At 71.8% G+C, this 16,238-nt stretch carries 15 protein-coding genes; 5 read left to right on the plus strand and 10 right to left on the minus strand.

Annotated elements, in window-relative coordinates; all coding sequences use genetic code 11:
* Positions 1 to 44: 44 nt before the first annotated feature.
* From ABT186_RS26930 to ABT186_RS26950, 5 genes are all read right to left on the minus strand, one after another.
* The gene (locus ABT186_RS26930; protein WP_351927239.1) at positions 45 to 1,190 is read right to left on the minus strand and encodes an ABC transporter substrate-binding protein; all 1,146 of its coding nucleotides are present in this window, start codon (positions 1,188 to 1,190) and stop codon (positions 45 to 47) included.
* Between the two features lie 178 nt (positions 1,191 to 1,368).
* Positions 1,369 to 2,382, minus strand: coding sequence for a LacI family DNA-binding transcriptional regulator (locus ABT186_RS26935; protein ID WP_351927241.1), 1,014 nt, complete (start codon positions 2,380 to 2,382; stop codon positions 1,369 to 1,371).
* Between the two features lie 3 nt (positions 2,383 to 2,385).
* Positions 2,386 to 3,711: a glycoside hydrolase family 27 protein gene (locus ABT186_RS26940; RefSeq protein WP_351232185.1), complete on the minus strand. Its 1,326-nt coding sequence runs from the start codon at positions 3,709 to 3,711 to the stop codon at positions 2,386 to 2,388.
* Positions 3,712 to 3,797: 86 nt separating this feature from the next.
* A complete protein-coding gene (locus ABT186_RS26945; RefSeq protein ID WP_351232187.1) occupies positions 3,798 to 5,315 on the minus strand; it encodes an alpha-N-arabinofuranosidase in 1,518 nt (505 codons plus the stop codon).
* 128 nt (positions 5,316 to 5,443) lie between these two features.
* The gene (locus ABT186_RS26950; protein WP_351232211.1) at positions 5,444 to 5,566 is read right to left on the minus strand and encodes a hypothetical protein; all 123 of its coding nucleotides are present in this window, start codon (positions 5,564 to 5,566) and stop codon (positions 5,444 to 5,446) included.
* 50 nt (positions 5,567 to 5,616) lie between these two features.
* Between ABT186_RS26950 and ABT186_RS26955 the strand changes: the two genes are divergently transcribed.
* Entirely contained in the window at positions 5,617 to 6,435 is an 819-nt protein-coding gene (locus ABT186_RS26955; protein WP_351232209.1) for an amidohydrolase family protein, read from the plus strand.
* Between the two features lie 101 nt (positions 6,436 to 6,536).
* On the opposite strand, the gene ABT186_RS26960 is transcribed toward ABT186_RS26955, so the two are convergent.
* Complete coding sequence (locus ABT186_RS26960; protein WP_351927243.1) at positions 6,537 to 7,868, minus strand: hypothetical protein; 1,332 nt, start codon at positions 7,866 to 7,868, stop codon at positions 6,537 to 6,539.
* Between the two features lie 112 nt (positions 7,869 to 7,980).
* Between ABT186_RS26960 and ABT186_RS26965 the strand changes: the two genes are divergently transcribed.
* Complete coding sequence (locus tag ABT186_RS26965; RefSeq protein ID WP_351927244.1) at positions 7,981 to 9,279, plus strand: molybdopterin-dependent oxidoreductase; 1,299 nt, start codon at positions 7,981 to 7,983, stop codon at positions 9,277 to 9,279.
* Between the two features lie 334 nt (positions 9,280 to 9,613).
* On the opposite strand, the gene ABT186_RS26970 is transcribed toward ABT186_RS26965, so the two are convergent.
* The 3 genes from ABT186_RS26970 to ABT186_RS26980 are packed head-to-tail and all read right to left on the minus strand — an operon-like array spanning position 9,614 to position 11,732.
* A complete protein-coding gene (locus ABT186_RS26970) occupies positions 9,614 to 10,414 on the minus strand; it encodes a class I SAM-dependent methyltransferase (RefSeq protein WP_351232192.1) in 801 nt (266 codons plus the stop codon).
* A complete protein-coding gene (locus ABT186_RS26975; protein ID WP_351232194.1) occupies positions 10,411 to 11,028 on the minus strand; it encodes a TIGR04282 family arsenosugar biosynthesis glycosyltransferase in 618 nt (205 codons plus the stop codon). The genes ABT186_RS26970 and ABT186_RS26975 overlap by 4 nt, the downstream gene beginning before the upstream one ends.
* Positions 11,025 to 11,732 carry a glycosyltransferase family 2 protein gene (locus tag ABT186_RS26980; protein WP_351232196.1) on the minus strand — a complete coding sequence of 236 codons (708 nt, stop codon included), beginning with the start codon at positions 11,730 to 11,732 and terminating at the stop codon, positions 11,025 to 11,027. Before ABT186_RS26980 ends, ABT186_RS26975 begins: the two co-directional genes overlap by 4 nt.
* Before the next feature lie 103 nt (positions 11,733 to 11,835).
* Between ABT186_RS26980 and ABT186_RS26985 the strand changes: the two genes are divergently transcribed.
* Both ABT186_RS26985 and ABT186_RS26990 read left to right on the plus strand, forming a co-directional pair.
* Positions 11,836 to 12,576 carry a response regulator transcription factor gene (locus ABT186_RS26985; RefSeq protein WP_351232198.1) on the plus strand — a complete coding sequence of 247 codons (741 nt, stop codon included), beginning with the start codon at positions 11,836 to 11,838 and terminating at the stop codon, positions 12,574 to 12,576.
* A gap of 2 nt (positions 12,577 to 12,578) precedes the next feature.
* Complete coding sequence (locus tag ABT186_RS26990; protein ID WP_351232200.1) at positions 12,579 to 13,691, plus strand: sensor histidine kinase; 1,113 nt, start codon at positions 12,579 to 12,581, stop codon at positions 13,689 to 13,691.
* Between the two features lie 28 nt (positions 13,692 to 13,719).
* On the opposite strand, the gene ABT186_RS26995 is transcribed toward ABT186_RS26990, so the two are convergent.
* Entirely contained in the window at positions 13,720 to 14,724 is a 1,005-nt protein-coding gene (locus ABT186_RS26995) for an NAD-dependent epimerase/dehydratase family protein (RefSeq protein ID WP_351232202.1), read from the minus strand.
* 249 nt (positions 14,725 to 14,973) lie between these two features.
* On the opposite strand from ABT186_RS26995, the gene ABT186_RS27000 reads away from it, so the two are divergent.
* The gene (locus tag ABT186_RS27000; RefSeq protein WP_351927246.1) at positions 14,974 to 16,176 is read left to right on the plus strand and encodes an EfeM/EfeO family lipoprotein; all 1,203 of its coding nucleotides are present in this window, start codon (positions 14,974 to 14,976) and stop codon (positions 16,174 to 16,176) included.
* Positions 16,177 to 16,238: the final 62 nt, after the last annotated feature.

Below are 16,238 nucleotides of genomic sequence, written 5' to 3' on the forward strand. Positions count from 1 at the left end.
GGCTGCCGGCCTGCGGGGGAGCCGTGCCGACAGCCCCGCAGACGCTAGGCGCCCGGATGCAGGCCCAGCCAGCCGGGCGTGGGGTCACCCTTGACCTCGCCGAAGTACAGGGCGAACGTCTGCTTCCAGCGCTCCACCTGGGCGCGGTCGGCCATGAAACGGGGGAACCCGTCGATGTGCGCGTCGGGATACTCCCAGATCGGCTTCAGAGCCGCCGCGGGAGTGATGTCGGTACGCACGGACCAGCCGTTGAAGGACGCCTGCTGCTGGGTGGTGGACAGCTGCCAGTTCAGGTAGAGCTTGGCCGCGGTCGGGTTCTTGGCCTGCTTCAGGATCGCGGCCCGCTGGCCCCAGGCCATGAACGGGTGTCCGTCGGCGACGACGAAGCGGGTGGGGGACGACGCAGGCGCGGCCAGTGAGCCCGAACCGCCGATGCCGATCGCCTTCTGGCCGCCGCGGACCGCGTCGCCCGGGGAGTTGCTGCCCCGCGCGAACCGCACGTCCTGGGCGGCGAGAGCGGCCACCCAGTCCCAGCCGTACCTCTGGGCGTACAAGGAGTAGAGGTAGAGGACCGCGTCGTCGTCGTGCGGGTAGGACGACGCGATCTTTCCCTTCCACTTCGGGTCGGTCAGATCGAGCGGAGTGCGCGGCGCGTCCGAGCCGACCGCGGCGGCGGAGTACATGAAGCTGAAGGCGATCGCCCCGATCGCGACCCAGGCGCCCTGCGGATCCTTGAAGCCGTCGTACACCTTCGAGAACCCGGCGGGCTTGTAGCGCAGCAGCCGGCCCTGCTCCTTCCAGCGCACGAAATCCTGCAGGGTCTGCAGCTGTACGACATCAGGGACGAGGGTGCCCGTGGCGAACTGGTTGTCCACGCGGACGTCGTGGTACTTGCTGTAGTCGACGACGAGCGTCAGGTCGATGCCCGGGAAGCGCTTCAGGAAGGCTGCCTTGGTGGCGTCCTGCTGCGTAGGGGTGTCGCCGCCGGCGTAGATGACGAGCTTGCTGCCTTCCGCGAGGGCGGCCTGGTACAGCTCGTCGAGCGTCCGGCTCTCCTCGGCCCCCGAGGCACCTCGGGACGCGGCGGGGGAGGCGGCTGCCGGGACCGCGTTCGCGCCGAGCGCTCCGATTCCGAGGGCGGCACCGGCTCCGGTGGTGAGGACACGTCGTCTGCTGAGGAAGCTGGACACGCTGCGGAGACCTCTCTGATGGGGGTGATGTTCCGGGGCCCGGCGCCATGGGCGGTGTTGATTCTGGTTGTCCCGGGCAGATCTCCGCGTCGCCCGAACGGAGCGACGGGCGTGCTTCAGGTGGAATGGGCGTTCAACCGAACGGTTGAACGCCCATGGCTCCTCGTGCCCTGTGGCCTCAGCCGTGCGGACCCGTCGACTCCCGCACCACCAGTGAGAACGGGCCGACGAACTCCTCCTGCTCCGCGCGCGGCCCGGTCTCCTCGATCCGTCGGACCAGGAGTGCCACCGCCCGCTCGGCCATCGTGTCGTGGTCGGGGTCGAGAGTGGACAGCGAGGGAACGAGGAACTCGCTCTCCTCCACGTTGTCGAAGCCGATGACCTTGACCTGATCGGGCACCCGGATCCCCGCATCGGCCAGGCCGCGCAGCACCCCCATGGCGACGGTGTCCGTCACACAGAACACGCCGTCGTGGTCGAGGCCGCTGCGGGCCATCTCGTGGGCGCAGAGCGCGCCCTCGCCCATGGTGAGCGCCGCCACGGTGCGCACCAGGCAGGGGTCCACGGGCAGGCCCGCGCCCTCCAGGGCCTCCCGGTAGCCGGTGTACCGCAGGCTCGACACATCGACCTCCTCGCCCATCCGTCCGCACACGATCGCGATGCGCCGGCAGCCGCGCTCGATCAGGTGGCGGGTCGCCGCGCGGGCAGCTTCGACATTGGGCATGGCGACATGGTCCACGGGACCGCCGAAGATCCGCTCGCCCAGGATGACGACCGGGTGGTCCACCTTGAACCACTCGGCATCCGCGGGTCCCATGCCCACGGTGGCGAGGATGAGACCGTCGTACAGGCGGTTGCGCGAGAGGGACAGCGCCTCCAGCTCGTTCTCCCGCAGCGCGCCGGTCTGCTCGACGCTCACCCGGAGGCCGTACCGTTCGGCCGTGGTGATGATGGCGGCGGCCAGCCGGCCGTAGTAGGGCCGGTTCACCTCGGGGACGGCGAGGCCGATGGTTCCGGTGCGGCCCTTGCGGAGATTGCGGGCGGCCACGTTGACGCGGTAGTCGAGCCGGCCCATCGCCTCGAGGACTTTCTCACGCGTTGCGGGGCGCACGTTCGGGTGGCCGTTGATCACGTTGGAGACGGTCATCGCCGAGACACCGGCCGCCTTCGCCACGTCCTGGATGGTCGTCACGCCTCACTCCTGCTCCACGTCCTGGGCAAGACGGTAGAGGGCCGCACCGTGGGCGGGCAGGTCGACGCTCAGGCTGTGGCCGTCGTGCGGGGTGTCGGTGCGGGTCCACAGTTCCCGGAGGCGGTCGTCGGGACGGGCGCCGAGGGAGCCGAGCGGGACGGTGACGCGCTCGGGGGCATCGGCCAGGGAGAACACGGCTGCGTAGCGGGTGCGCCCGTCGGTGTCGCCGGCGGTCCACAGGACGAGGTCTCCCTCGCGCAGGACCTCACGGTTGTCGGTGCTGTGCCACAGGACGGCGAGCGCTTCGTCGTTGGTGAGCAGCTCGATCGTCTCCGGCGGGCTGGTGGGCAGGTCGCCGCCCATCATCAGCGGGGAGCGGGAGATCAGCCACAGCGTCAGCAGGCTGATCTGCTCGGCGCGGGTGAGCCGGCAGAGCCGGTCGTCGCCCCGTTCGGCCCGGATGCCGATATGGCCGAGGGGCAGCATGTCGGAGTCCGCCCAGCCGCCCGCGGCGGAGCCGCCTGTCGCTACTGTGCCCTGCCACGGGGCCCACCGGGCCATGCGGGCGAACTGGGCCTCGACGTCCTCCCACCGGTCCCACAGGTCGTCGCAGACGCGCCACATGGTGGCGGTGTCCCGCAGGTGGGCGAGGTGTGCGAGGGAGACGTCGGTGCCGGGGGACAGGCTCAGCTCGATGGGCCGGCCGCTGCGCGCGATGGCCCGGGCGTAGGCGGAGATCTCCCGCTCGTGGTAGGGGAAGAGCATGTCGTCGGCCTTGATGAAGTCGACGCCCCACCGGGCGAATTGGGCGACCTGTGAGTCGTAGTACGCCTGGGCGCCCGGGTGGTCGTGGTTCAGGCCGTAGTTGTCGGAGTTCCAGGGACAGACGGAGCCGGTGTCGGCGATCTCGTCGGCGGTCCAGCCGGTGCCCGCCACGGGCAGGCGGGCGGCGACGGCGCGGCGTGGAATGCCCCGCATGATGTGCAGGCCGAAACGCAGCCCGAGTCGGTGTACGCGGTCGGCCAGTGGTCCGAAGCCCGCGCCGTTCGCCGCAGAGGGGAACCGGTTCGGAGCGGGGAGCTGGCGGCCGTGGTCGTCGAGGATCAGCGGGGCGTCCGGGTTGTAGCCATGGGCGCGGGCGGTGGGCTCGTACCACTGGATGTCCACGACGACCGTGTCCCAGCCGTGGGCCAGCATGTGCTCCTGCAGGAAGGCCGCGTTGGCGAGGACCTCTTCCTCGGTGACGGTGGTGCCGTAGCAGTCCCAGCTGTTCCAGCCCATCGGAGGACGCAGATGCCGCTCGGGGATCGGGCGTGCGGACCGGGTCATGCTTGATCGTCTCCTATGTGTACGGGTGCGCAGAACGCTGAAGGAGGAGGCGAGAGTTCGCAGACGAGCGCGGACAGCCGCGGTGGTCAGGCCATCGGGGCCCGGAGCGTCAGGAACGAGTGCGGCGGCAGAGTCAGGGTCAGGCCCCGATCGGTGACGGTGAGAGCGTCGAAGGGGCGAGGGGCGACCGCGGTCGGCGCGTCCGGGGTGTTGTGGGCCTGGAGCCGGCCGGCCGTCAGCAGGCGGGCGGTCGGCTCGCCGACGGAGCCGCCGCGCAGGTCGAGCGTCACCTCGGCGGCCTCCTCGGCGTCCAGGTTGGACAGCGAGACGAGGAGCGTGCCGTCCTTGACGCTGGCGGAGGCGGACAGGGTGTCGAGTTCGGTGTCCCCCACGCGCCGGCGGGCGTCGTCCGTACGTAGATGGACGGTCAGCGAGGTGGCGTCCTGGTGGCCCTTGTTCATCTCGAACACGTGGTAGGTCGGGGTCAGCACCAGTGCCTCGCCGTCGGTGAGGAGCATCGCCTGGAGGACGTTCACGGTCTGCGCGATGTTGGCCATATAGAGGCGCTCGGCGTGCCGGTGGAAGACGTCGAAGTGCGTACTCGCCACAAGCGCGTCGCGCAGGGTGTTCTGCTGGTACAGGAAGCCGGGGTTGGTGCCCGGTTCGACGTCCCACCAGGTGCCCCACTCGTCCAGGACGAGACCTACCGTGCGTGCGGGATCGTAGACGTCCATGACTGTGGAGTGACCGGTGAGGATGCGGTCGATGCGGCGGGCCGACAGCATCGTGCGGTAGTAGTCGTCGGTGTCGAAGCCGGTGGCGCTGCCCTTGGACTCCCAGGGGCCGGACAGTGTGTAGTGGTGGACGGAGATGCCTTGGAAGAAGTTCTTCGGGGTGGCCTCGCAGCCGAAGCAGCTGATCTGCTGCATCAGCGTCTCGGTCCACTTGTAGTCGTCGTCGGACGCGCCCGAGGCGATGCGGTAGAGCTTGTTGTCGCCGTGGTCCCGGCAGTACGTGGCGTACTGCCGGGCCAGGTCGGCGGAGTACTCGGCGCGCATGTTGCCGCCGCAGCCCCACGTCTCGTTCCCGATGCCCCAGAACTTCACGCGCCAGGGCGCCTCGCGGCCGTTGGCCCTGCGCAGCCGCACCATCGGGCTGTCGCCGTCACGCGTCAGGTACTCGACCCACTCGCTCATCTCCTGCACGGTGCCGCTGCCCACGTTGCCGCTGATGTACGGCTCGGCGCCGAGCAGTTCGCACAGGGCCATGAACTCATGGGTGCCGAAGTGGTTGTTCTCCTCGACGTCGCCCCAGTGCGTGTTGACCATCCTGGGCCGCCGGTCCCTCGGCCCGATGCCGTCCTTCCAGTGGTACTCGTCGGCGAAACAGCCGCCGGGCCAGCGCAGGTTGGGGATGTTCAGGGCGCGCAGGGCCTGCACGATGTCGAGGCGGATGCCGCTCTCGTTGGGTACCGGCGAGTCCTCTCCGACCCAGAAGCCGCCGTAGATGCAGCGGCCGAGGTGCTCGGCGAAATGGCCGTACAAATGGCGGCTGATCCTCGGACCCTCGATGTCGAGGTTGATGACCGCGGTGGCAGTGGGCACGGGCGCACTCCGGCGTGAGATCCTTTGTATCGATAAAAAAGCTCCCATCGTGCGACGGACGCGTCAAGAGAGAGGCGTGGGATGGTTGTTGCCGGGCCGCCGTCACGGGCGTCGGCCACGTGTCCGGCTCACCGTTCGACGAGGTGCGCGAGGCGGTCCGGGGTCGGCCGGAGCAGGCCGTCGCGGAGGGCGAGAGCCGTGGCCTCGGCGCGGGAGGCGGCGCCCGTCCTGCGGGAGCAGATGCTCGACATGGCTGTGCACGGTCCGCGGCGAGAGGAACAGCGCCTGCGCGATGGCCTGGTTGGTCTGTCCGGTGGCGGCCAGAGTGAGCACCTCCGGCTCCTGCGGACTGAGTCCGTACGGCAGTTCGGTGGGCGTCTCGTGCACCAGCGTCAAGTCCGCCCTCATGCCGGGGCCCGCCCGTGTCGGCGAAGGCGCGTGCCAGACGGTGGAACTCCCCGCCCTCCAGTACCCGAGGGCGGTCCCTGCCGGGGAGGTCGACGGCTCCGCCCGCGGTCACCAGGCTCGCCGCGCGCTCCTTCGCGAGGCCGTGCAGGTCGCCGACCCGCGCCACAGGGTCGGCGAGTGCCGCGAGGGCAGGCATGACGGCGGCGAGCAGTCGGCGTGCCTCGGTGTCGTAGGCGTCGGCGCCGGCCGTGGAGAGGTGCACCACGAGCCAGGCCTCGGCCCCGGTGGCACCGGAAGCCTGTACGGCGGCCTGAGTACCGACAACTGGACGGCGTACGCCGAACTCGTGGCGGACGGCGAACTCGATGCCCGGGTCAGCGTGCTGCTGCTGCCCGCCCCGATGGGCGGCTCCGCCGACGACCTCCGCAAGGGCCTGGCCGAGCTGAGCCGCCCAGAGGCGGCCGACCCACGGCTGCTCAGCGCCATCGGCGTCAAGATCTTCGGCGACGGGGTGCCGCCGAACCGTACGGCGTGGCAGGACTTCGCGGACGACTGGAAGGGCACCATCGAGTCGGGCAAGGCAGCCGACCTGTGCGTCCTGGACCGGCCGCTGCTGGACCTCGACCCGCACGAGATCACACAGGTGCAGGTGGACCTGACCGTCTTCGACGGACGCGTGGTCTTCGAACGCCGGGCCACGGGGACCGTCTGACCGGTGGGCGTGGCACCGGGACCGTCTGACCGGTGGGCGTGGCACCGGGACCGTCTGACCGGTGGGCGTGGCACCGAGCACACCTGACCTGTGGGGCGCGGTCACCAGCCGGTCAGCAGCAGGTGATTGACGAGCAGGGCGAGAACGGCCTGAGCCGTGAGCCAGGCTCGGGGCCGGGTGAGGTACGCGCAGGCCGGCAGCAGCCACATCGCGAACGGCAGCCAGATGCGCTCCGTCTCCGCCTTGCTCATCCCCGACACATCGGCCACGAGCAGGGCGGCGAGCGTGGCGAACACGAGCACGGCGAGGCGTGTCTCCGGGGTGGCGGGCACACGCGCACGGACCGAGGGGATCACGGTGGCGGCGGCCCGTCGTAGCCCTGCCACCGTGGCAGGTCCCACGATGACAACGGTGCAGGCGAGGTTCGCCCAGATCCAGTAGCTGTAGGGGCGGGCGCCTCCGATGCCCTGGTAGTAGCGGCGCACCAGGAGGGGGTACGCCTCCCACCAGTCGAAGCCCGCCACGGTGAACGCGACCGGGACGACGGCCAGCCCGGCGAGGAGAAAGGGGAGGGGACGAAGCCGTCGGGTTCCGAGCACGAGGACGGCGCCCGCGATCACGGCGAACAGGGTGAGGCCGTAGGAGAGATAGACGGTGAGGCCGAACAGGAGTCCCGACGCGAGTCCCGCGGCCCCCGGCCGTGAGCCCGTCACCGCCAGGGCGAGGAACGCCACGGCCCAGGCGGCCACTGCTGAGAAGTACCCGTCCGCGGAGGTGCCCACCCATACGGCGGCGGGCGCGAGGACCAGGAAAGGCGCGGCGTGGCGGGCGAGCGCCTCACCGGCCAGCGCCCGTACGCCGATGAGGACAGCGACCGCCGCGGTCGTGCCGACGGTGATGCACCAGGCGCCCGCCCATGCCCCGCCGCCCAGCCCGGTCCGGTCGAGGAGGACGAAGGTGAGGGTGGCGCCCGGCGGGTGTCCGGCCACGTGCGCGGGCCAGTAGTCCGGCGAGCCTTCCAGAATGTGGTGGGTGAAGTCCCGCAGGGTGCCCGGGATGTCGTGGAAGCGGCCGATGACCCGGAGGTACTCCTCCCGGGTCGTCAGCCGGCCGGCGACGCCGCGCTGCCAGCCGTCCACGAGCGCGAGTGACCACGTCCACGCCATCGCCGTGCCCCAGGTGGCAAGGAGCAGTACACGCCATGGCAGACGGGCCGCGAGGGAGGGGCCGTACACCACGACCGCGGCGGCCACGGCCAGTGCGGCAGGGGTGCCGGGACCGATGTGCGGTTCCCAACGCGCGAACAACGGTGGCCAGTTCACGTACAGGGTGCCGTGCCGGTGCTCGATGACCGTGCCGACGACAGCGGCCGCCGCGACGAGCAGCGCGGCAGCCACGGTGGCATACAGATCACGAAGAAGATCGCGGTTCACACCGGGACGCTATGCCGCGCACCGCCGGTCGCGGCCCGCGCGGGCGAGGACGTCAGCGTTTCGTCATGGTTCAGGGCCCTTTCGGCGGGCTTCACGGGCCTACGGTCGAGGCATGGCTCGTTCTCCTTCTTCCCCGGCCTTCTGGCGCAGTCCCGTGCGCGGTCCGTGGTTCACCTCCGTGCTCGGTGTGGTGCTGCTCGCGGGGATCACGGTGCTGTTCGTCACCGGGCTCGTGTCGTACGCCGCGTACAACCCGGGGCTGTCGCGGGTGAACGACATGACCCCGGACAAGGGAATCCTCGGCTTCTACCTCTTCTCCTGGCCGACCGATCCCGCGTGGCTGTACCGGCTGACCCAAGGCGTCCATGTCACGCTCGGGATCACACTGATCCCGGTGCTGCTGGCGAAGCTGTGGTCGGTCGTACCCAAGCTGTTCGCCCTGCCCCCGGCCCGCTCGCTCGCGCACGCGCTGGAGCGTGTCTCCCTGCTCCTGCTGGTCGGCGGAGCGCTCTTCGAGTTCACGACGGGCGTGCTCAACGTCCAGCTCGACTACATCTTCCCCGGCTCCTTCTACCCCCTGCACTTCTACGGGGCCTGGGTGTTCTTCGCCGCGTTCGTCGTCCATACGGTGCTGAAGATGCCCGCAGCCGTCCGCAACCTGCGTCGACTCCGTGCGAAGGAAGAGGGACGTGCGAAGGAAGAGGAACGTGCGAAGGAAGAGGGACGTGCGAAGGAAGAGGAACGTGCGAAGGAAGAGGAAGGGGATCTGGTGTCCCCGGATCCCGCCGAGCCCACGGTCTCCCGGCGTGGCGCCCTCGGCTTCGTCGGTGGTGCGTCGCTGCTGCTTTTCGCCACGACGGCGGGGCGCAGCTTCGACGGAGTGCTGCGGGACACCGCCCTACTGGCTCCGCACGGCGGCGCCGACCCCGGTGCGGGACCCGGCGGCTTCCAGATCAACAAGACGGCCGCGTACGCGGGGATCACGGCACAGGAGACGAGCGATGACGCGTGGAGACTCGTCGTCGTCGGGCGTACAGGAACGGTCCGGCTCAGCCGCGCCGACCTGCTCGCCATGCCGTTGCACAGTTCCGCTCTGCCCATCGCCTGTGTGGAGGGCTGGTCGACGTCGAACCAGTGGTGGCGGGGCGTGCAGCTGCGCCGTCTCGCCTCAATGGTCGGGTACGAGAATCCGTCGGACGTCCTGGTGGAGTCACTGCAACGGCACGGGGCGTTCCGCCGGGCCGCGCTGCGGGCCAATCAGGTGGCGGACCCGCGCTCCCTGCTCGCCCTGGACGTCAACGGCGAGCCGCTGACCGCCGACCACGGCTACCCCGCCCGTGTCATCGTTCCGGCGGCGCCGGGAGTGCTGAACACGAAATGGGTGGCCCGGATGACGTTCGGAGAACTGTGATGGACGGTCTTCGCAAGGGGTGGCCGGTGCGCCGGTGGGTGGGCAGCCCGCTGCAGCTCCTTTTGCTCGCCTGCTCGTTCGCGCTCGCAGGCTACGCGGGGGTGCGGCTGCTGGCTGGCGACTGGCTCCAGGTGGCTCTGTGGTTCGTGGGGGCCGCGGTGGTGCACGACCTGGTGCTGGTGCCGGCGTACTCCGTGGTGGACCGGATGGTCACCGGCGCCTTCGGCTCGGTCGGCCGCCGGACGTGGACGATGTACGTCCGCGTCCCGGCGGCGCTGTCCGGGCTGCTCCTGCTGATTTGGTTCCCCCTGATCAGCGGGCAGGTGTCGGCGAGCTACCGGACGGCGGCCGGCCTGTCCACCGACGGGTTCCTGTCCCGTTGGCTGCTGGTGACGGCCGTGCTGTTCGGGGGCTCGGCGCTGCTGCTCGTGCTGCGGTTGCGCAGGGCGAGGAAGGAGCGGCCGCCCGCCGTCCACTGACCGTCCGGGCGCCACCCGGCACGCACGGCGTGCCTCAGCAGCGCCGGAGTGCTCAGGCGCGCCCAGGGGAAGGGAGTCCCGGGCGCGCCACGACCGTCGGTGACATGGACCTGGACACGCTCGTCGACATTGACGCCCGGCACGGTCTCGGCGATCAACAGCCCACCAGGGACGAGGAGTTGGGCGATCCGGCGGAGCAGTGCGGGCGGGTCGCCGCCGATGCCGATGTTGCCGTCGATCAGGAGAACGGTGCCCCAGCGGCCTTCATCGGGGAGCGGTTCGAAGACCGAGCGACGCAGTGCGCGGCCACCGAGGCGCACGGTGCGCAGGACGGCGGTCTCGCTGACGTCGATGCCGAGCGCGGTCCGGCCCTGCGCGGCCAGTTCCGCCGGCAGGCGCCCCGGTCCGCATCCCACGTCCAGTACGGCCCCTTCGCACCGGCCCAGGACCTCCAGATCCACGGTGTCCGCCCGTGCGCACCACCGTTCCACCTCCAGGGGGAGCAGCCAGCCGTCGCTGCGTCTGAGGAACAGGGGGCCGTGCCCGGCGTGCAGGGCCTCGGAGTAGGGGTCCTCGGCCCAGGACGGGGCAGGTGGGCGGTCGGCTGTGATCGTGGACGCACGGGAAGCCACGGCCGGACGGCGTATGGCGCTCATCGCCCGGCGACCGCCCGCAGCCGGCGGAACTCCGCGGCGAAGCGGCCGTGCGGTGCCGAGGCGGCCACCGCCTCCGCGTCGTACGCCGTGTCCACGTCCCGGAGGCGGGGGAGATCCCGCACCCGCAGACCGGCGGCGACGAGCCGGTCGCGCTGCACGACGCCCGTGGTGGGCGTCGACATGGGAACGCCCCGCAGCAGCGCGGGCTCAGGGGCGGCCAGCCCCAGTGCCCAGAAGCCGCCGTCGTCGGCGGGGCCGAAGCAGGCGTCGCACTCGGCGAAGTCCACGGTGAGGAGCTCCGGAGTCACCTGCGGCGTGTCCATCCCGATCAGCAGCGCAGGTCCAGTGCATTGCGCGAACGCGGCGGCCAGCCGTTCGTCCAGCCCTCCGGCGCACTGCGGCGTCACTTCGAAGCCCGGGGGCAGCCACGGGCCGGGCGCCCCGTCGAGCACCAGCACGCGGCGTTCGGCGGGCGCGGCAGCCACCGTACGGAGGGTGTCCGCGAGGGCCGCCTCGGCGAGAGCCGCGGCCTCCTCCGGAGTGAACGGCGGCGTCAGCCGGGTCTTCACCCGGCCCGGCCGGGGCTCCTTGGCGATGACGAGCAGGGTGGTCATCGTGGGATTCCTCCTTGGACGGGGGCTTCGGCGAGGACGCGGCTCATGTCCCGTACCGCCTGCCAGGTGCCGCGCCATGTGCCCGTCACCTTCGAGGCGCCGGCCCGGGGCAGATACGGGACGTCGTGCTCGGCGATGCGCCAGCCGGCGTCGGCGGCGCGGACGACCATCTGGAGCGGGTAGCCGCTGCGACGGTCGGTGAGGCCGAGGGCGAGGAGCGGCTCGCGGCGGGCGGCGCGCAGGGGACCGAGGTCGTGCAGGTGCAGACCGGTGCGGCGGCGCAGCATCCGGGCGAGCGCGAGATTGCCCGCCCGGGCGTGGGCGGGCCAGGCGCCCCGGCCCTGCGGGCGGCGTCGTCCGAGGACCAGGTCGGCCGCGCCCTCGCGCACTTGGCGCACAAAGGGGACGAGTAGCCCCGGGTCGAGTGAGGCGTCACAGTCGCAGAAGCACACGACGTCGGCGGTGGCGGCGGCCAGCCCGGCGTGGCAGGCGGCCCCGAAGCCGCGGCGCGGCTCGTCGACGACGGTCGCGCCCAGTTCGCGGGCGATGTCTGCCGAGCCGTCGGTGGATCCGTTGTCCACGACGAGGGCGCGCCAGCCCGACGGGATGCGGGCGAGTACCCAGGGCAGGGCCTCGGCCTCATTCAGGCAGGGGAGGACTACGTCGACGTCCGGGGGAGTGGGAGAGGTCGTCACGGGTTTCACCTTACGGACGCGAAACGGGCATAAAGGGCGCAGACGTCTTACGAAACGCGGACGTCGGCGCAGGCGGGAGGCAGGTGCCCAGGGCGGGTGCAACGCTGGAGGCATGCAGCAGCCGTACGAATCGCCCACCCCCGAATCGGCCCCTCGCAGCCCGGCGGGCGCCCGCGTCCTCGTCGTGGACGACGACCCGACCGTCGCCGAGGTCGTCTCGGGCTACCTCGACCGCGCCGGGTACCTCGTGGACCGCGCCGGCGACGGGCCGACCGCGCTGTCCCGAGCGGCAGCTCACTGGCCGGACCTGGTCGTGCTGGACCTGATGCTGCCGGGGATGGACGGCCTGGAGGTGTGCCGCCGGATGCGCGGACGCGGACCCGTGCCGGTGATCATGCTGACCGCGCGCGGCGACGAGGACGACCGGATCCTGGGCCTGGAGGTGGGCGCCGACGACTACGTCACCAAGCCGTTCAGCCCCCGAGAGCTGGTGCTGAGGGTGGAATCGGTACTGCGTCGTACGCGGCCCGCCACCGCGCCGCATCCGCTGGACGCAGCCGGTCTCCAGGTCGACCCCGCCGCCCGCCGCGCCACCAAGAACGGAGCCGAACTCGCCCTCACCCTCCGCGAGTTCGACCTGCTCGCCTTCTTCCTGCGCCATCCCGGCCGCGCGTTCAGCCGCGAGGACCTGATGCGCGAGGTGTGGGGCTGGGACTTCGGTGATCTGTCGACCGTCACCGTCCATGTCCGGCGGCTGCGCGGCAAGGTGGAGGACGACCCGGCCAGGCCTCGCCTCATCCAGACGGTATGGGGTGTGGGCTACCGCTTCGACCCCGTCGACGGCGAGGAGTGACCGTGCGCGACACCCTGCTCATCGCCCTGTTCGCCTTCCTCGGTGCCGCCGCGGCCGGACTGCTCGGGGCATGTGTTCTGCTTCTGATCCGGCGCAGGTCGCTGACCGCCCACCTCGCCGTGGTGGCCGCGGTCGCCGTCACCGCCATGCTCGCGGGCACCCTGGCCGTCGCATGGGCGATGTTCCTGTCCGTCCACGACCTGACCGTCGTGACGACGGTCGTCGCGATGGCGGCCGTCGTCTCCCTGGCCACCGCCCTGCTGCTGGGCCGCTGGGTCGTCGCCCGCAGCGACGAACTCGCCCGCGCCGCCCGTTCCCTCGGCGACGACGGCGCCTTCACCGCCCCCGACGGCCCGGCCGCAGCCGAATTCGCCGCGCTCAGCCGGGAGTTGGCCGCAACCAGCGCCAAACTCGCCGAATCCAGGGAGCGTGAGCGCGCCCTGGAGTCCTCCCGGCGCGAACTCGTCGCCTGGATCTCGCACGATCTGCGCACCCCGCTGGCCGGACTGCGCGCCATGTCCGAAGCCCTGGAGGACGGTGTCGCCGCCGACAGCGACCGCTATCTGCGCCAGATCCGCACCGAGGTCGAGCGCCTCAACGACATGGTCGGCGACCTGTTCGAACTCTCCCGTATCCATGCCGGGACGCTCCCCCTCACCCCCGCCCGTGTCTCCCTGTACGACCTGGTCGGCGACGCCCTCGCGGGCGCCGACCCGCTCGCCCGGGAACACGGGGTGAAACTCGTCGGCGACCGCGTCGACCCCGTGCCGGTCGAGGTGGACGCCGGGGAGATGAGCCGGGTCCTGGGCAATCTGCTGGTCAACGCCATCCGGCGCACCCCCGCGGACGGCACGGTCGCGGTCAGCGCCGAACGCTCGGCCGACAGCGTGGTCCTCGCCGTCACCGACGGCTGCGGCGGCATCCCCGAGGAGGACCTGCCGCGGGTCTTCGACACCGGCTGGCGCGGCACCGAGGCGCGCACACCACCCGGCGGCGCAGGACTGGGCCTCGCCATCGTCCGCGGCATCGTGGAGGCCCACCAGGGGCGGGCGACCGTACGCAACATCCCGGGCGGCTGCCGCTTCGAGGTGAGCCTGCCCGCGGCCGGTGCCTGACCGCGGGCGGACCGCCTTCCGCCGTTGCCTACGGAGCGCGCAGCTCGGCCCGTGCGAACTCCCGCATGCCGTCCTCGAACCCGACCTCCGGTTTCCAGCCCAGCTCGGACCGTAGCCGCGACGAGTCCGCCGTGATGTGACGGACGTCCCCCAGCCGGTACTGGCCGGTGACCACCGGATCCGGCCCGCCGTACGCCGAGGCCAGCGCCCGCGCCATCTCGCCCACCGTGTGCGGCTCGCCGCTGCCGGTGTTGTAGGCGGTGAGCGCACCCCCGCGTGAAGCCCCCTCCAGCGCCGCCACATTGGCCGCGGCGACGTCCCGTACGTGCACGAAGTCCCGTCGCTGGCGGCCGTCCTCGAAGACGCGCGGGGCCTCGCCCCGGGCGAGTGCGGACCGGAAGAAGGAGGCGACGCCCGCGTACGGGGTGTCACGCGGCATCCGGGGGCCGTACACGTTGTGGTAGCGCAGCGACACGGCCGAGCCGCCCGTCGAGCGGGCCCATGCGGCCGCCAGATGCTCCTGGGCCAGCTTGGTCGTCGCGTACACGTTCCGTGGATCGACCCGGGCGTCCTCGCCGACCAACCCCGGAGTGAGCTCCAGCCCGCATGCCGGGCACACGGGCTCGAAGCGGCCTGCGTCCAGGTCCTCGACGGACCGGGGTCCGGGCCGCACGGTACCGTGCCGTTCGCACGCGTAGGCGCCCTCGCCGTAGACCACCATCGACCCGGCCAGGACGAGCCGCCCCACCCCCGCGTCGGCCATGGCGCCGAGCAGTACCGCCGTACCCAGGTCGTTGCACGAGACATACTCAGCACACTCAGCCGCATCGGCGAAGCCGTTGCCCAGACCCACCATGGCCGCCTGATGGCACACCGCGTCCACACCGGCCAGGGCGCCGGCGACGACGTTCGCGTCCCGCACGTCGCGGCCCTCCCGCCGGTCGAACACGACCGCCTCGTGCCCACGCTCCACAAGGGCCTCGACGACATGTGACCCGATGAATCCGGCTCCGCCGGTGACCAGAACTCGCATGGTCCCCACGCTAGGAGCGCGGCCTCGTCACCCGGCAGGGCCGCGCCGGGCGCGTCATGGATCCGTAAGAGGTGCGGTAGCGTGGCACGCCGGCCGCCGGGACCGTTCGGTGAACCGCGAAGGAACTCTTGGTGTCGGTCCCCGTCGAGGGTGCGTCCGGGCCGGTTGCACTGCCTAGCATGAGGCGATCGCGCCCCGGGACACGGGCGCGTCGGTACGTTCGCACGTCGTCCGGGGAGGCGCGGAGGAATGCCGGTTCCCGGCCTCGGATCACGGCCGGCCCGACTCTGGGCCGCCGGGGGACTGCTCCCGGCCCTCGCCCTGGTGGCGGCCGTGTTGGTCACGACCCTCGGCGGAGCCCATCGCGCGCGGGCCGCGGCCGACGGACTTCCGCACACCACCGTCGAGGTGTCGCCGAGCGGTTGCGGCCGCGGCTGGAACCGTCCGGTTCCCGGCCTGCAGGTCTTCGAGCTGCACAACACCTCCAGCGGTGCCGCCGAGGTGTACCTGGAGGACGCCCGCAGCCGGGCCGTGTACGGCGAGGTGGAGGGCCTCGGCCCCGGCACGACGCGGCCGTTGACCGTCCGCCTGGGCAAGGGCTCGTACGCCTTCACCTGCCTGCCGGACGACGCCGACGCGGTCACCGGCCCCACGGTCCGTATCGCCGAGGGGAGGGGCGGGCCCGCCGCGGCGCCGGTCACCGAGCACGACCTGATCCCCCTCGCGATCGACTACCAGAAGTGGGTCGCCGGCGGTCTGGACGAGGTCGTGGGGCTGACCGGGAAACTGAGGGACGCGATCGACCGCGGGGACCTCAGCGGCGCCCGTTCCGCCTGGCTCCCGGCGCACCTCGCCTACGAGCGGCTCGGCGCGGCGTACGACGCCTTCGGTGACGCGGACGGACAGATCAACGGAACGGACGCGGGGCTGCCCGGCGGCGTCCACGACCCGTCCTTCACCGGCTTCCACCGCATCGAGTACGGGCTGTGGCACGGCCAGTCGGCCGACGCCCTGCGCGCCCCGGCGGACGCCCTCGTCAAGTCCGTGCGCGCCCTGAGCACCAACTGGGCACAGGCCCGCATGGACCCGGCACAGCTGGGCCTGCGGGCGCACGAGATCCTGGAGAACACCGTGCAGTTCGAGCTGACCGGGCGGACCGACCACGGCAGCGGCAGCAACCTGGCCACGGCCCGTGCCAACCTCGACGGCACCCGCGCCGTCCTCGCCCGGCTGCGGCCCCTGCTCAGCACACGGTACGCGGATCTGCCCGGCCTCGACCGGGAGTTGGACCGCGCACAGCACACCCTGGACGGGTTCCGTCACGGCGACCGCTGGACTCCGCTCGACCAGCTGGACCGTGCGCAGCGGGAACAGGTCGACGCGGTCCTCGGCGACCTGGTCGAGCGGCTGGCCTCGGTGGCGACACTCTGCGACCCGCGGAGGACCGTATGAGCGGGGCACCGGAGACGAGCGGCGTCGGGCGACGCGGTTTCCTGCGCGGGGCGGCGCTCGCG

It is taken from the genome of Streptomyces sp. NPDC001634 (assembly GCF_040298185.1).
GTDB lineage: Bacteria > Actinomycetota > Actinomycetes > Streptomycetales > Streptomycetaceae > Streptomyces.

Bases quoted from the DNA above. Each gene is read 5' to 3' on its own strand.
- ABT186_RS26940 (WP_351232185.1), bottom strand. From the start codon at position 3,711: ATGACCCGGTCCGCACGCCCGATCCCCGAGCGGCATCTGCGTCCTCCG.
- ABT186_RS26950 (WP_351232211.1), bottom strand. From the start codon at position 5,566: ATGTCGAGCATCTGCTCCCGCAGGACGGGCGCCGCCTCCCGCGCCGAG.
- ABT186_RS26965 (WP_351927244.1), top strand. From the start codon at position 7,981: ATGGCTCGTTCTCCTTCTTCCCCGGCCTTCTGGCGCAGTCCCGTGCGC.
- ABT186_RS26970 (WP_351232192.1), bottom strand. From the start codon at position 10,414: ATGAGCGCCATACGCCGTCCGGCCGTGGCTTCCCGTGCGTCCACGATC.
- ABT186_RS26975 (WP_351232194.1), bottom strand. From the start codon at position 11,028: ATGACCACCCTGCTCGTCATCGCCAAGGAGCCCCGGCCGGGCCGGGTG.
- ABT186_RS26985 (WP_351232198.1), top strand. From the start codon at position 11,836: ATGCAGCAGCCGTACGAATCGCCCACCCCCGAATCGGCCCCTCGCAGC.
- ABT186_RS26995 (WP_351232202.1), bottom strand. From the start codon at position 14,724: ATGCGAGTTCTGGTCACCGGCGGAGCCGGATTCATCGGGTCACATGTC.
- ABT186_RS27000 (WP_351927246.1), top strand. From the start codon at position 14,974: ATGCCGGTTCCCGGCCTCGGATCACGGCCGGCCCGACTCTGGGCCGCC.